General features: G+C 51.2%; 14 protein-coding genes. 10 read left to right on the top strand and 4 right to left on the bottom strand.

Features of this window, described 5'->3' with window-relative positions; genetic code table 11:
- The first annotated feature begins 10 nt into the window (after positions 1–10).
- From AC4EHB_RS09930 to AC4EHB_RS09890, 9 genes are all read left to right on the top strand, one after another.
- Positions 11–1,630: a M20/M25/M40 family metallo-hydrolase gene (locus AC4EHB_RS09930; protein WP_490981350.1), complete on the top strand. Its 1,620-nt coding sequence runs from the start codon at positions 11–13 to the stop codon at positions 1,628–1,630.
- Between the two features lie 392 nt (positions 1,631–2,022).
- Complete coding sequence (locus AC4EHB_RS09925; RefSeq protein WP_490981349.1) at positions 2,023–3,519, top strand: amidase family protein; 1,497 nt, start codon at positions 2,023–2,025, stop codon at positions 3,517–3,519.
- 419 nt (positions 3,520–3,938) lie between these two features.
- Positions 3,939–5,192, top strand: coding sequence for an MFS transporter (locus tag AC4EHB_RS09920; protein ID WP_490981348.1), 1,254 nt, complete (start codon positions 3,939–3,941; stop codon positions 5,190–5,192).
- 54 nt (positions 5,193–5,246) lie between these two features.
- On the top strand, positions 5,247–6,215 hold the full coding sequence (locus tag AC4EHB_RS09915; protein ID WP_490975388.1) for an aldo/keto reductase: 969 nt from the start codon (positions 5,247–5,249) through the stop codon (positions 6,213–6,215).
- 175 nt (positions 6,216–6,390) lie between these two features.
- On the top strand, positions 6,391–7,119 hold the full coding sequence (locus AC4EHB_RS09910) for a GntR family transcriptional regulator (protein WP_490981347.1): 729 nt from the start codon (positions 6,391–6,393) through the stop codon (positions 7,117–7,119).
- A 229-nt stretch (positions 7,120–7,348) separates the two neighbouring features.
- Positions 7,349–8,449, top strand: a complete 1,101-nt coding sequence (locus AC4EHB_RS09905; protein ID WP_490981346.1) for a tartrate dehydrogenase — start codon at positions 7,349–7,351, stop codon at positions 8,447–8,449.
- Between the two features lie 169 nt (positions 8,450–8,618).
- Positions 8,619–9,821: a CaiB/BaiF CoA transferase family protein gene (locus AC4EHB_RS09900; RefSeq protein ID WP_490975384.1), complete on the top strand. Its 1,203-nt coding sequence runs from the start codon at positions 8,619–8,621 to the stop codon at positions 9,819–9,821.
- A gap of 15 nt (positions 9,822–9,836) precedes the next feature.
- A complete protein-coding gene (locus tag AC4EHB_RS09895; RefSeq protein ID WP_490981345.1) occupies positions 9,837–10,685 on the top strand; it encodes an HpcH/HpaI aldolase/citrate lyase family protein in 849 nt (282 codons plus the stop codon).
- On the top strand, positions 10,682–11,719 hold the full coding sequence (locus tag AC4EHB_RS09890) for a LacI family DNA-binding transcriptional regulator (RefSeq protein ID WP_490981344.1): 1,038 nt from the start codon (positions 10,682–10,684) through the stop codon (positions 11,717–11,719). Before AC4EHB_RS09895 ends, AC4EHB_RS09890 begins: the two co-directional genes overlap by 4 nt.
- Positions 11,720–11,776: 57 nt before the next feature.
- On the opposite strand, the gene AC4EHB_RS09885 is transcribed toward AC4EHB_RS09890, so the two are convergent.
- The 3 genes from AC4EHB_RS09885 to AC4EHB_RS09875 all read right to left on the bottom strand — a co-directional run bounded on the left by AC4EHB_RS09885 (position 11,777) and on the right by AC4EHB_RS09875 (position 13,225).
- Positions 11,777–11,992, bottom strand: coding sequence for a helix-turn-helix domain-containing protein (locus AC4EHB_RS09885; RefSeq protein ID WP_490975381.1), 216 nt, complete (start codon positions 11,990–11,992; stop codon positions 11,777–11,779).
- 1 nt (position 11,993) lies between these two features.
- The gene (locus AC4EHB_RS09880) at positions 11,994–12,473 is read right to left on the bottom strand and encodes a DUF2975 domain-containing protein (protein WP_490975380.1); all 480 of its coding nucleotides are present in this window, start codon (positions 12,471–12,473) and stop codon (positions 11,994–11,996) included.
- A 224-nt stretch (positions 12,474–12,697) separates the two neighbouring features.
- Positions 12,698–13,225 (bottom strand): DUF6241 domain-containing protein, encoded by a 528-nt coding sequence (locus tag AC4EHB_RS09875; protein WP_490975379.1) that lies wholly within the window; start codon positions 13,223–13,225, stop codon positions 12,698–12,700.
- A gap of 206 nt (positions 13,226–13,431) precedes the next feature.
- Here AC4EHB_RS09875 and AC4EHB_RS09870 point away from each other — a divergent pair, with 206 nt between their 5' ends.
- A complete protein-coding gene (locus AC4EHB_RS09870; protein WP_490981343.1) occupies positions 13,432–14,118 on the top strand; it encodes a FusB/FusC family EF-G-binding protein in 687 nt (228 codons plus the stop codon).
- Between the two features lie 45 nt (positions 14,119–14,163).
- Here the strand turns inward: AC4EHB_RS09870 and AC4EHB_RS09865 are convergent, their stop codons facing one another.
- Positions 14,164–15,261: a CdaR family transcriptional regulator gene (locus tag AC4EHB_RS09865; RefSeq protein ID WP_490975377.1), complete on the bottom strand. Its 1,098-nt coding sequence runs from the start codon at positions 15,259–15,261 to the stop codon at positions 14,164–14,166.
- Positions 15,262–15,304 lie beyond the last annotated feature (43 nt).

Below are 15,304 nucleotides of genomic sequence, written 5' to 3'. Positions count from 1 at the left end.
GGAATATTAAGTGGAAAAATTGCTGTGGGGATCACCAGCCAGCCTTCGGTCGCTCCTGTGCGAAGTGGTGAGCTGGGAAAGCCGGACATTGACGGAAGGAGAGAAGGAATTTCCTTTTAAAGTGAAAGAGAAGCTGCGGAAGCTGGATTATTTCCAGCGGCATCCTGATTTTTTGTCCCTCCATGAAGCCGACCCGGGACGGAATCTTCTGATAGCGCTCTACGAACACCCTGAAGCCGTGGACACCATTGTGCTTATCAGCCATTTCGACACTGTCCAGACGGAAGAATACGGCGATCTGGAAGTGCTGGCGTGCCGCCCAGAAGAACTTACGCAAAAGCTTTCCGAACGAAAGCATGAGCTGCCCGATGAAGCGCGGCTTGATCTTGAGTCAGGCAACTACCTGTTCGGCCGCGGCACGATGGACATGAAAATGGGACTGGTTCTCCACATGGCGCTCCTTGAAAAAGCGAGCACAGAAGAGTGGCCGCTCAATTTGGTGCTGCTGACAGTGCCGGATGAAGAAGTCAATTCGACTGGCATGCGGGCAGCAGTTGATGAACTGGTGAAACTGCGAGATGCTCGCGGCTTGTCCTATAAAATGTTCTTCAACAGCGAACCAGCATTTTCGCAGAAGCCGGGCGATGAAAAGCATTACATCTATTCGGGGACGCTCGGGAAGATTATGCCGGCTGCATTGTTTTACGGCAAAGAGACACACGTCGGTGAACCGCTGAAAGGCATGACCGCCAATTTCATCGCTTCGTTTTTGACACAGGCGATGGAATGGAATGCATTATTCCATGAAAACGATCTGGGAGAGAGCACGCCGCTGCCAGTGTCGCTTCAGCAAAAAGACTTGAAAATGCAGTATTCGACCCAAACACCATACCGGGCCACCGCCTTGTACAATATTTTCCTAATGAAACGGAATGCCGCAGAAGTTATGGAACTGTTCGAACAGACAGCGAAACAGGCGGCCACAATGTGCAACACGGCGTACGGGGAACTATGCAAGCGCGAAGGCATTGACGGAATCGGCGAAGTGCGGGTCCTGCGCTACGAACAGCTATTGGCCTATGCAGAAGCCAAACGCGGCAACGGCTTTGTCGCTGCATTAAAAGCAGAGGTGCTGGAACATACAGAATGGGATGAACGCGAAAAATCGCTGCGCATTGCTGATAAACTGATGATCCAATGCCACGAACTGTCACCGGCAATCGTCCTGCTGTTTGCACCTCCATATTATCCGGCAGTCAATTCGTCAGAGGATCCATTGATTATGGAATGCGTTGCGACTGTCCAAGAAGCTGCTGCGGAGTTTGGCGTTGAAGTTGACCAGATCCATTACTTTAACGGGCTCTGCGATTTGAGCTATGTGAATTACAGCGACAGTGGAAACGGGTGGAGCTCTTATGAACGCAATACGCCGGTATGGGGTAGCACCTACAGCATCCCGTTTTCTGGCATGCTGGAGCTGCAGGCGCCTGTACTGAATGTCGGACCGTTCGGGAAAGACGCCCATCAGTATACGGAGCGGCTTCATATCGAAAGTGCGTTTGTCCAAACGCCACATATGCTCGAAAGTCTGATGAAGAGCTTATGCAAGCAAGTGGTTGAAACAGTATAAGGTTCTTGAAAAAACCGATGTGCAAGAAATCCTTAAAGGGGCTGTCGAGAATTTCTCGACAGCCCCTTTAAGGATTTCACATATTCAATAATTCCTTGTCTTCGGAGCAGCTTTCGCTTCCTGGCGGTAAACGTCCAGCAGATCGCATGGACGGCCCATGAAATCGGTGCAGCCGTCCTTGATTTTGACGATGCGGTCTGCCGGGTTGCTGAACGGTTCATCAAGCAGCAGGGGGTGGGATTCGGGGCAAGAGCCAGGGCAATGTCCACGCGCTGCTGCTGGCAGCTGCCGCGAAAGCTTTCCGTTTATGCGGAAAGCTTTTTTTAATAATGGTATGATTTTTTACAGGGATTGATAAAAATGCGGCCTGAAGCGCCGGAACGGGGGAAACAATGGATTTACAAACATATTTAACATTGGATGGCACAGCAATGGCGCAATTGGTGCGCAGCAAGGAAGTAACACCGGCGGAATTGCTGATGCTTTCCTTTGAACGCCTAGAGCAGCTTGGACCGGAATTGAATGCTTTCACTTCGGTGCGCAAAGAACAAGCTTTTGCAGCATTAGAAAAAAGTCCGAGCGGCCTTTTTGGCGGCGTCCCGATGGCGCTGAAGAACATTTCGCAGTCGCTGGCAGGAGAACCGCTGACGGCCGGCTCGAAATTATTGGAAGGATCTTTTGCTCAGCGTGACTCCCATTTCGTCTCCAGTCTGGGAGCAGCGGGGATCTCATTCATCGGCCATACGAATACGCCGGAATTCGGATTGAAGAATATCAGCGAACCGGAACTTTACGGTCCTTCGCGCAATCCGTGGAACCCGGACTTTTCGCCAGGCGGTTCAAGCGGCGGCGCCGCTGCAGCTGTGGCGGCGGGGATTGTCCCGATGGCGGGCGCAAGTGACGGCGGCGGATCAATCCGTATCCCTGCTTCTTTCACCGGGCTTTTTGGTTTGAAGCCGACGCGCGGCCGGACACCGGTCGGACCTGGCGCAGGCCGGCAATGGCAAGGTGCTTCCATCGATTTCGCATTAACTCGGACGGTACGTGATAGTTGTGCACTGCTCGATGTACTGCAGACGATTCAGCCAGAAGCCGCATTTCAGACGCCTTTATTTCCCGGGAAATATAGAGACGCCTTCAACTATAATACAGAGGGCAAACTGCGCATTGCAGTTGCCGCCGATTCGCCAGTCGGAACGGAAGTGTCACAGGATGCGAAAGACGCGCTTCAAAAAACGGTCCAATGGCTGCTGCAGGAAGGCCATGAAGTGGAAGAAACATCCAATGGCATCGACGGACTTCGCTTGATGCAGGATTATTATTTGATGAACAGCGGCGAGATGGCGTTGCTTGCACGCAATCTTGGCCGCATGTCTGGGCGCACACTGAACGCGAAAGATATGGAAATAGAATCGTGGCTCTTGAGTGAAGCTGGCAAAGGAGTCTCTGCTGCCGATTATTCGGCAAGCCTTGCTTCCTGGGATGCGGCAGCTGCTAATATGGCCGAGCTCCATCAGCGCTATGATTTTTACTTGACGCCGGCTACGGCTTTTACCGCGCCGAGAATTGGCGAGCTGACGCATTCTGCTGCATCGCGCACGGATTTCTTGGAGCGCTTTTCGACGGCACAGACGATGAATGCGCAGCAGGACTTAATCTATGAGATGTTTTTGCCAAGCCTGACCTACACGCCTTATACACAACTCGCTAATCTGACGGGCCAGCCGGCGATGTCAGTTCCAGTGCATGTTTCTGACAACGGCTTGCCGATTGGTGTCCAGTTCATGGCTGCGAAAGGGCAGGAGCACCGGTTGCTTGGTTTGGCACTGCAGATGGAAGGGACAGATTTGTGGGTTGGTCAAAAAGGAAATCCGATGTTTTCCCAGTGAAGCTGAACTGGGATTGAGCCGGAAACGTTGTTCTCTTCTATTATGGAAGAGACCAATAGAAGTATACGTATTGCAATTCATATCTTAATCTAAGGCATTAGCTAAAATGAAGATTGAAAAAAATTCTATTATTTTCTGTTTAAGCAGCCAATACGGCTGCTTTTTTCTGTCCTAAAAATCAGAAATAAAAAGAAAAATAATAATTAATCAGAATAATTAAACAACGGAATTGACTCCAATTGGGATGTCCGCAATAATGGACGTACACTGACGATAAGTTGGCATCGAAAACATGGGGCGTTGTTGAAGCCCGAATGTCCACGCCAAAACATGGCCGTCCAGTGGAGCCAGTCCAAAATAACCGCCGACAAGATAGGAGGGGATTCCCGCCAGAGCCGGCAAAAAGAGATGAGCCTAACATGAACAAAACCATTCGCGACGATGCATTATTCGCTATCAATCCTTGGCGCATGCTGACGTGGCTGCTGATTGCGCAGATCATGGTGGCTTTTATCGGGAGGAGCCTAGCCCCTCTGGGTGTACTGATTGGGGAGGATTTGTCACTGACTAAAGCGCAGATCGGCATGCTTCCGGCCGCGCTCTTCTTGGGGCAATCGGCAATTGCGATTCCCGCCGGGTTCCTCGTAGACCGCATCGGCTCGAAAAAGCTGCTGTTTCTGTTGTCGTTATGCCTGGGCGCGTCCTTTATCCTGATGACGCTGACTTCCCACTATGCTGTGGTCCTGTTCATGGTGGTGCTGGGCGGCGTCGGATATGGAGCCATGCACCCGACTTCGAATAAAGGCATCATCCACTGGTTTTCTGAAAAGCGGGGAACCGCTATGGGCATCAAGCAGATGGGCGTCACGCTGGGGTCGGCACTAGCGGCGCTGCTGCTGCTTCCCGCTGCGACTGTCTGGGGGTGGCGGCCGGTGCTTTTTGGCGCATGCCTGCTATTAATCCTCACAGGCATCCTCGCCTGGCGGTTCTATTCCGATCCGCCGGAAGATGATGTGAAAGTGGAATCCGCAGAGGAGCCGGCGCGTTTGCTGGCTTCGATTCTCCAAATGTTCAAAGAAAAGCCGCTGGTGCTGGTCAGCATTGCCGCTATGGGACTGAGCGGAAGCCAACTGATCTTGAATACATACTTGGTGCTGTTCGCTTATGAATACATCGGCCTCGGCCTCGTGTCAGCGGGAATGCTGCTGGTGATTTCCGAAGTGAGCGGCTCTTTTGGACGCGTCGCGTGGGGAATGATCAGCGATCATGTCTTTCAAGGGAAGCGAATCATCGTCATGGCCATCATCGCGGCCTTGTCGATTGTCATTTCGCTAGGGATCAGCCAGCTTCCGCCGGGGACGCTGTTTTGGGTGATAGTGCCCATCACCGTCGTTTTCGGTTTCTGCATTTCCGGTTTCAATGGGGTCTGGATGAACGCCGCCACTGAACTGGTTCCAGTGAAGCAGGCTGGAATCGCCAGCGGCTTCAGCCTGATGCTGGGCTCTTGGGGCGTCATCCTGGGGCCTCCGCTGTTCGGCTTTATTGTGGATGTGACTGGTTCGTTCACGTTCGGCTGGCTGTTTCTTGCTGCTGTCCTCGCAGTAGTCATTGTCCTGCTGCTATGGGCGATGGCAATTGTGAAAAGAGAAGGGAAGGAATATACGAAAGGGTAAGCCGGCATTGAAAAGTGGAATTCGATTTCATTAATTTAAAATGGAGGAAAGCCTATGGAATACCAAACGCTTGGGAAAACGGGCATCAAAGTATCGAGCCTTTGTTTTGGGACGATGTCATTTGGCGGCAACGCGGATGAAGAAACTTCGCGGGCGATGTTCAATCGCTGCCGGGAGTCAGGCATCAATTTTTTCGACTGCGCGAATGTCTATAACAAAGGGGCAGCGGAAGAAATCTTGGGAAGGTGCATCGCGGACAGCCGGGATGACTTGGTATTGACGACCAAAGTGAATGGACCGACCGGAAAAGGCGTCAATGACCGTGGCTTGTCACGCCGCCACATCATAAAGGAAGTCGAGAAAAGCCTGAAGCGGCTGAATACCGACCGCATTGAATTTTACTTTGTGCATGCGTTCGATCCGGAGACACCGATCGAGGAAACGCTGCGGGCAATGGATGATCTCCAGCGCCAAGGGAAAATTTTGTATCCGGCGGTCAGTAACTGGGCTGCCTGGCAAATCGCTACAGCACTTGGCATTTCCTATAAAGAAAGCCTGGCACGCTTCGAATGCGTCCAGCCGATGTACAATCTTGTGAAGCGCCAGGCAGAAGTGGAAATCCTGCCGCTCGCCGCTGCTGAAAACATGGGCGTAATCACTTACAGTCCGCTCGGCGGAGGCTTGCTTACCGGCAAATACGGCAACGGTAAAAAGCCGGAGCAGGGCAGGCTGGTTGACCAGAAAAACTATGAAAAGCGCTATGCCGAAGAGGCTTATTACCGTATCGCTGACCGTTTTACGCAACATGCGGACGAATTGGGCCACCATCCGGCATCACTGGCCGTGGCATGGACGATGGCGAATCCAGCGGTCACCGCCCCGATTATCGGAGCACGCAATTTGGAACAGCTTGAGCCGTCGCTCGCGGCGCTCGACATCGACATGACACCGGAATGGCGAAAGGAAATTACCGATCTCTCCATCACCCCGCCGCCGGCAACGGATCGGTTGGAAGAGGTATAAGTCCATTGGATTTCGCAAAGAGACACTTCTGGCTTTAGGCGGGGAGTGTTTTTTTTCGCATCCCATCGTCCGCAGTATTCACAAATGCCGTTGTCACAAAATTTCATTGTCGTTATAATAGATGAACATTGCTTAATGCCAAGACGGCTTAAAGGTGAATCTGGGATAGTTTGGAGTGAAGCAACGCATGAATATGGAAGAAGAACTTCAGCTATTTATTCGGAATTTAAGCGGAATGGAGGAATACCGTCTTCCTCAACGGGCCTATCACACGATACGGCTTGCCATTCGGGATTTAATCCTGCCGCCGGGCACAGCCCTCCTGGAACGCGAAATCAGCGAAGCACTGCAGATGAGCCGCACGCCTGTCAGGGAAGCACTGGTGCGATTGGAAATCGAAGGCGTCGTCCGGCTGGTTCCGCGGAGAGGTTTTATCGTGGAGCCGATTGAGCAGGAAGATTTGAAAGAAGTGTATGAAATCATTACGACGCTGGACAGTTTGGCCATCGAAACCGCAACCTCAAACGCCACTGACGCGGAGTTGGACCATTTGGATGCAATCATCGAGAAACAACAAGCGGCTTTGCTGAAAGAAGATTTGAAAAAATGGTCATTGCTGGATGATTTGTTTCACACGGCGATTATTGACTATGCCCATAATAAGCGCCTGAAAGCCGTCATTGACAGCTTTGCGGATCAATCGTACCGGGCGAGGCTGTTTACAATCGACAAGCGGCCGATTCTGCTGCGTTCGATTACTGAGCATAAAGCGATCGTTTTCTGCATGCGTGCAAAAGATGGCAAAGCTGCAAGCATGCTGATCGAATCCCACCGAAGACGCGCACAGAAGGAAATTCTTGAAGTGCTTGATGAAATCAATAATACTGAAATCGTGAATAAATAACGGCCTGCCCTTTACAGGAGCAGGCCGTTATTTTTGGATTCTTACGGAATTATGTATACGTTATTTTAAAATCAGCTATTTAAAAGATAATTTTAATCTGTAAAATTGATTTATAGACTTTATTTTCATAAAATTTAAAATATTGTTGACATTAACGTATGCATTAAACTAATATACTCTGTAACACATACCAAAGCGCCAGCGATGGCGACTACAGGGGGAATTGAAAATGGGCGAAACGAAAACATTTCGGTTAGCGGTTATTCCAGGCGATGGCATTGGAAAAGAAGTGGTTCGGGAAGGCATGCGCGTACTGGAGCATATGGCTGAAGAATCGGAAGGCAAGTTTTCTTTTGATAGCGATTACTTTCCGTGGGGCTGCGAATACTATCTCGAAAACGGCAAAATGATGGATGAAGACGGCTTGGAACAGATCCGCAATCATGATGCGATTTACTTTGGTGCTGTCGGTTTCCCAGGGGTGCCGGACCACATCAGTTTATGGGGCTTGCGCTTGGCGATCTGCCAAGGATTTGATCAATGGGCGAATATCCGGCCGGTTGAATTTTTGCCGGGAGTGCCGAGAAGGCTGAACCATCCGGATGTAGATAATTTGAATTGGGTGCTGGTGCGCGAGAATTCAGAAGGAGAATATTCCGGAATCGGCGGACGCAATTTCGCCGGCCGCGGAACGGGCAATGAAGTCGCAGTCCAATCGGCGTTGTTCACGGAAAAAGGCTGCGAACGGATTATCCGTTTTGCATTCGATTTGGCGCGGACCCGCGACCGGAAAAAAGTGACGAGCGTAACGAAGAGCAACGCGCAACAATACGGCATGGTGTTATGGGACGAAGTTTTTGCGCGTGTCAGCAAAGACTACCCGGATGTTGAAACAGATCAGCGGCTCGTTGACGCGATGGCTGCAGAATTTGTCTTGCATCCTGAAGAGTTGGAAGTTGTGGTAGCGTCTAATCTGTTTGCTGACATTTTGTCGGATCTCGGAAGCGCGCTTGCCGGAAGCCTTGGTGTCGCTGCCAGCGCCAACCTAAACCCGGAACGGCGGACGCCAAGCATGTTTGAATCGGTCCACGGATCGGCTCCGGATATCGCTGGAAAAGGGATCGCGAATCCGATCGGCACCATCGGAAGCGCAGCACTGATGCTGGATCATCTTGGATTAAAGGACGAAGCGGCCCAGTTGAACAAAGCGATTGCAGAAACAACGAGGCAGGGCATCCTGACCCGCGACCTCGGCGGGACATACGATACGGCAGCAGTGACAGACGCGATCATTCAGAATTTGGCAAAAGTGAAAGAACAAGCACGCTGAATCCTATAGGGAAGAAATTTTAATAGCGCAGCCGGTTGAAAGTGAACCGGCTGCGCTATTTTTAATTGACGATGAAAGTATTTACATTTTTCTGAATAGAATATATGATGGACTAAACTTTCTGAAAACGTTTTCAGAGATATGACAGAACGCATAAGGAGCTGAAAAAATGGAGGATAAGAAAAAGCTGCCGCTCGAAGGGTTGCGCGTCATTGATGCATCAACTGTGCTGGCTGGCCCAATGCTAGCTACATACCTAGGCGATTTTGGTGCTGAAGTGATCAAGGTTGAACATCCTGCAGGCGACCCGTTGCGCAACGCCGGCAGCCACAAGGACGGTGAATCACTTGAATGGAAGCTCGTGTCGCGAAACAAAAAGCCGATTACGCTGAACTTCAGCACTCCGAGAGGACAGGAGCTGTTCCATAGATTGGCAGGGACGGCAGACGTCGTGATTACCAATTTCAGGCCGCAGACGCTTGAAAAATGGAACATCACTTACGAATCGCTGGCGCAAAAGAACCCAGGCCTCATTTTAGTGAAAGTGTCCGGTTTTGGCGAAGACGGCCCTTATAAAGAACGTCCGGGATTCGGCACGCTCGCTGAAGCGATGTCGGGTTTTGCGCAGGTCAACGGATTTCCGGACCGCGGACCGGTGCTGCCAAGCTTTGCACTTGCCGATTACGCCACGGCGATGATGGGGGCATATGCCACGATGGTGGCCGTCTATGAACGCGACCATTCGGAAGACGGCAAAGGGCAATCGATCGACCTGCCGATATACGAAGCGTTGATGGGCATGCTCGGCAACCAAGTGATGGAATATGACCAATTGGGCGTGATTCCCGGAAGGAAAGGCAATCGCACTGGCTGGACGGCGCCGCGGAATTTGTATGAGACACAGGACGGCAAATGGCTGGCCATCTCAGGCACATCACCGGCGATTGTCGAACGGATCTTCAAAGCGATCGGGCGTGAAGAGCTGCTCGCCGACCCGAAATTCGCCACGAACCAGGCGCGGCTGCAGCATGCCGATGAACTGGAAGCAATTATCGCGGAATGGATGAAAAAATATCCGCAGGAAGAAATCCTGGAGCGCTTTATCCGTTTTGAAGCGACAATTGCGCCTGTCTACAACGTTCAGGAAATTATGGAGGATCCGCATTTCATCCACCGCAAAAATATTGTGGAAGTGCCCGATGAGCATTTCGGTAAAGTGAAGATGCTCAACGCGGCGCCGAAGCTTTCCCGGACGCCGGGCGAAATCCGCCATGCGGGATTGGAATTGGGTTCGTCCAACGATGCGGTCTACGAAGAATTGGGATTAACGCCGGCGGAAGTCGAAGAGCTGCGCAATGGCGGGATCATTTGATGAGGGGGATGGAAGATGATTTATAGAAGTTTATTGTTTACACCGGGAACGAAGAAAGAGCGTTTATTGAAATCAATCGACAGTGGGGCGGACGCGCTGTTATGGGATTTGGAAGATGCCGTTCATCCGGACGAAAAAGTCGACGCGCGGAACATCATCGCTGAGGCGCTCGACGAAATGGGCGAAAAGCCTGCGACGCCGATTTTCTTGCGGATCAATCAATTCGGCACGGAATGGTATCGCGACGACGCCGCGCTTGCGCAGCACAAATACGTAACGGGCATTATGCTGCCGAAAACGGAAAGTCCAGAACAAGTGGCTGAAACGTGGCAGCGCATGGGCAGCGAAGGCGAGCTGATCGTACTGATTGAAACCGCGGTGGGCGTCATCCGCCTCGAAGACATTTTCAGCAGCTCATATATCAGCGGCGTCGCGTTCGGCGCTATCGATTATGCGGTGGACCTGGATTTGACACTGACCGAACCGGGGTTAGAGGTGCTGTATGCACGCTCACGAATCGTCACTTACGCGAAAGCGGCAGGCATCCCGGGCGTCTACGATACCGTCTTTCCGGATGTCCATAACGACGAAAGCCTGCAGAAACGGGCAACTTCCACACGCGCGCTCGGCTTTAACGGCCAAATGGCGATTCATCCGAAGCAGTTGGAAACGATCCATGAAGTCTACAGCCCTTCGCGTGAACAAATCGAGTGGGCAGTGAAAGTGTTGTGGCATGCCGATAACGAAGCGAAAGGCGCGGGCGTATTCATGCTCGATGGCAAAATGGTTGACCGTCCGGTAATCGAGAAAGCCAAGCAGATTTACTCAGCCGCCGAGCGTTACGGGCTGGTGGTCGGCGGATGACGGACCCACCGGCAAAACGCAAGCTGACGATCGAAGACGTTGCCAGGCAGGCGGGCGTATCGATTTCAACTGTCTCCCGCGTGATGAACAATACCGATTACATTGCTGACGCCACGAGGCTGAAAGTGCAGGAGGCCATCAACGCGCTCGATTACCGGCCGAATGCGCTCGCGCGCGGCTTGAAACAAATGAAGACCGACTCGATCGGGCTGATTTTGTCCGATCTGCAAAATCCGTTTTGGCTGATGGTGCTCGAAGGGATCGAGGATGTTTGCCAGGAAGCGGGCTATAGCCTGCTGATCTTGAATTCACGGGACGATCCGGAGAAAGAAGGCAAGAACATCAAGGAATTTTTGATGCGGCAGCTCGATGGCATTATCATCAATCCGGCGTCCGAGCACAATCCGTTGTTCCCAGCGCTCGTTGCAGAAGAGTTCCCGTTCGTCTTTTTGAACAGAAGGGTAAAGGGCGTGGAGGTCGACACAGTCGTTGCCGACAACATTAAAGGAACGATGCTCGCCGTTTCCCACCTCACCGCGCTCTCTAAAAAACGCATCGCCATTTTCCTGTATCCGGTAAACGGCATCAGCCCAAGGCAGGAGCGGCTCCAAGGCTATAAGCAGGCGTTAGCGGCCCATGGACTTGAAATTGAAGCGGACTTGATCAAGGTTGTCGAAACCAAAGAGGATTGCCTGGCGGCGCTGGAGCAATTGCTTGATGGGAGCGGCAAGCCGGATGCCATTCTGTCAACCAATAATCGGCTGACGCTGGAAATCCTTGACGCCCTCGGCATACTGAACATGGCTGTGCCGCAGGACATCGCGCTGCTCGGCTACGATGAAACCGAATGGTCGAAGCACTTGAATCCTCCGCTCACCACTATCCGGCAGCCGGCCTATGAAATGGGCCGTGAAGCGGCGGATCAGCTCATCCTAGCGATTGTTGCGAAAAGGCAAGGCATCAAGCGGCAGCCTGAAACGGTTCAGCTTGAGCCATCGCTGGTCGTCCGCCAATCGTGCGGCGAAACGCTTTAACGAATGAACACAGGAAAAGGCCCGATCTGTGCCGATCGGGCCTTTTCCTGTGTTCATTCAACCTTTTTTGTATTCCAAAATATCACCGGGCTGGCAATCCAAGGCCTCGCAAATGGCTTCCAAAGTGGAGAAGCGAATCGCTTTCGCTTTGCCGTTTTTTAGAATGGACAGGTTGGCCATTGTGATTCCGACCCGCTCCGACAGCTCGGTCACACTCATTTTTCTCTTGGCCAGCATCACGTCAATGTTTATTATTATCGCCATATCATTCACCTCAGACCGTCAAATCATTTTCAGATTTTATATCGATGGCATTTTGCAGCAGCTTCTGGAGCACCGCTGCGAAAACCGCGATGACCAATGCACCGAATGTGATGACGAGGCCAAGTCCGCCAAGGCCCGGAGCGTCATCGACTTGCGCCACATAAAGAATAATCGGCAGGCACAATAGATACAAGACAGTAATGGCCAGTGCGCAGCGCTTGATGTTCTTTAGGGCTTTGATCGAAAGCTCTGAGAAAGCAATGTTGCGATCAATATAGCCGAGCAGCTTCAAAGTCTGGTATAACGCCACAAAATAGGCTGCGGCCGTTGCGTAAAGCGCCGCCATAAAGAAGTATTGAACAAAAGGCACGCGGACGATCAATTCGCCGGCGAACTCCGACATCGGAGGCACGACGAAAATGCACACCGCCAGTACTGGCAGCGCCATTAAGACGATTACTGCCTTCAAAAAAAGTGTTTCCCGTTTCATTTAAAGCACCTCATTTCCAATAATTTTAAGAAGGGTGGATGGTGATTTAACAGGTGGTTCCACATCATCTGCACGAATGGCCAGATCCTTCCCTTTCAGGTTATTGATATGATTATATCTTACAATATATCGTTTATCAATAAATAAATGTTGTTTATAGACAAAAATATCGCTTTTTCAAATAAAAAGCATCTCCCATCAATCGGGAAATGCTTCACAAATGCCTAAGAATTCATATCAATATAATCTTGTTCTTCCTGTGGCGTCATGAGCCGGGTGGCCTTGCCGATTGTTCCGCTATGCCAGCCCCAGATGGTGTTGTGGACTTCAACCGCATTGGAGAAATTGCCTTCCTGCCATGCGTCCAGTGTTTCCAGATAGAATTTTTCATCGGGATAGCTGTTTTTCTCCACGATTTCAATCAGCCTGGCAATGCTTTCGCTCGTTAAAGGCCGGGAGCCGAATTTAATGTCGGCGTAAACTTTGTGATGCGTCATTTCATGAAGGTATAATTGCACATCGTAATTGCTCATGCCGTCAGACAGATTGATGTGGCTGCTCGAACTGCCGGTGAATTCCTCCTGCGGAGCTTGGACATTTGCCGGCTGCGCGGCTGGCTTCTCGCTCACGATGATCGTTGCGGGCGTTTGCTCTTTACTAGTAGAGCCGTTCTGGATTAGCAGAAATCCGCCAACACCGAGCAATGCCAAGACGCCGAGACTAATAAATGCCGCGAATGCTATTTGTTTCATTAAATCGCTCCTTCACATGAAATTCCATTTTCTCAATTATCACCTGTAAATTACTGGATGGCAACAATCTTCCATTAAAAGGGTGAGGTTTGCGCAAATGGAAATTGACAGTCAATTCAAGTATGATGAATGAAAAGGAAGAGCTTCCGTTCTGATCCTTGGCTTCCTTTATAGACACCATTCAAAGTGATAAGGAGTGGCTTATAATGATACATGTCAGAGAAACGACCAATAAAACCGGCGGCGCATCGGACCGTCTTGAAGCGTTCATCCGAAACGATCAATTCAATTTCATCAAAGACCAGGCCGCGATCCTTGTCACAGGACAGGCAACAGGCAACGACGCCGAAGTGCTCAGCGTGCTGCGGCATCTGGCGCACGAGAAAGTTTTCAGAACGTTCCCTGCGCTGACCGAAGAACAGAAAAAAGTGTTGAATCCGCTGTCCGCAGTAAAAGAAGCGGCGGACGCCGAAGTGTTCCTCAAAGGGCTCGAGCAGTACATCATTCCGTTCCCTGCAGTCACCAGCGAAGCGCTTGCCAAGCTGTTCCCGAAAGCGAAAAAGTTCAAAGGGCCAAAGCCCGATACCGTCGACTTCAGCAAGATGTCATATTTAGCGTGGACCGAAAGTTCGAATTTGATGTACCTCGTGACCCAGAAAGACGGTAGGCTTGAAGGCGTCTCCGGGACGCTGTCGAGCAGCCAGAAAAAAGGCGTCTGCGCCGTCTGCAACCGCCACAGCGAAGTCGGCTTGTTCACCGCCCGCACGAAAAGTTCCGGACAGGACCAATTCGTCAAACGGGGAAATTACATTTGCACGGACAACGCAGTATGCAACCGCAACATCAATACGCTTGAGCGCCTCACGAATTTCGTGGCGCGCCTGCAAAAGTAAAGACAAAAAAGGCTTTCCAAAAACGGAAAGCCTTTTTTGTGCGTTTTAGGACATGGATTTGCGTTCCCATTTCTGGAAAATCCACAGCGCTGCCTGCAAAATCAGTGCGTCTTTGAAATTCTTTGGGTCGTAGCCGGTGTCGTCAACAATTTTTTTCAGGCGGTAAATGAGCGTATTGCGGTGCAGAAACAAATCATCCGCCGTCTTTTGGATGTTGAGGTTATTGGCGAAGAACGATTCCAGCGTTTCGGCTTTGGTCTTGTCCAAGTTTTTCAGGACGCGGTGAGCAAAACGTTCAGCGACGGTTTCATCCACTTGGTAGAACAGCGATTTCAGTTCGATGTAAGCGAACGACGTCAGTTCTTTGCCCGAGCCGCTGATTTCCAGCGTAATCTCGCAGTCTTCGTATGACTGGCTGAATTTGCGCAGATGGTTATAGGGCAGGCTGTACGACATCCGGAACTGGATATCGAGTTTTTTCAGCAGCGCGTGCAGCGTTTGGACTTGGCCGTCGACATCTTCTTCCTCGAAACCGCTGAGAATGATCACGAGGCGATTGACGTTGATAAAGCTGGCGATGCCTTTGCCGATGGCTTTTTCCACTTGCTGGATGAGGATGCGATTGGCTGTCGCGCGTTCTGTAAACTGGACGATGATGGAAGTGAACGGCGGGTCGAGGCGCAGCCCCAATAACGCCAGGTTTTCTTCGACAGTTGCAATCGACGGATCTTTCTTCAGCAATTGGTCGATGATCATTTCTTTTGTGCGCTGCTGCCATTCCATTTGGGAGTCGAGGAAAGCTTGGCGGATCATCAATTCGGTCGTCATCTTCACCAGTTCGCCGATGTCTTCGAGTTCCTCAGGGGCTCCCGTAATTCCGATGACGCCGATCAGTTCTCCCATAAAGACGATGGGCAAGTTAACGCCGGGCTGCGCGCCTTCCCATTCCTGGCCTTCGGCAATCGCCAGCGACTGTCCCGTAGCAAGCACTTGGCGAGCGCCTTCATGGACCGCGCCGATGCGGGATTTGTCCAGCGCAGCGATGATGCGGCCTTCCGTATTCATGATATTAACGTTGCGGTGCAAGCGCACGGAAGTCTCTCTGACAATGTCGTTTGCCATTTTTTGGTTGAGCATTTGCATAATTTATCCACCTCTTTGGTTGATCTGTACAATTTATTCGAAT

The sequence above is a fragment of the Planococcus sp. TJ-302 genome (assembly GCF_058268455.1).
Note: the sequence above shows the minus strand (reverse complement) of the source record. Positions and strands in the feature narration are given on the sequence as shown.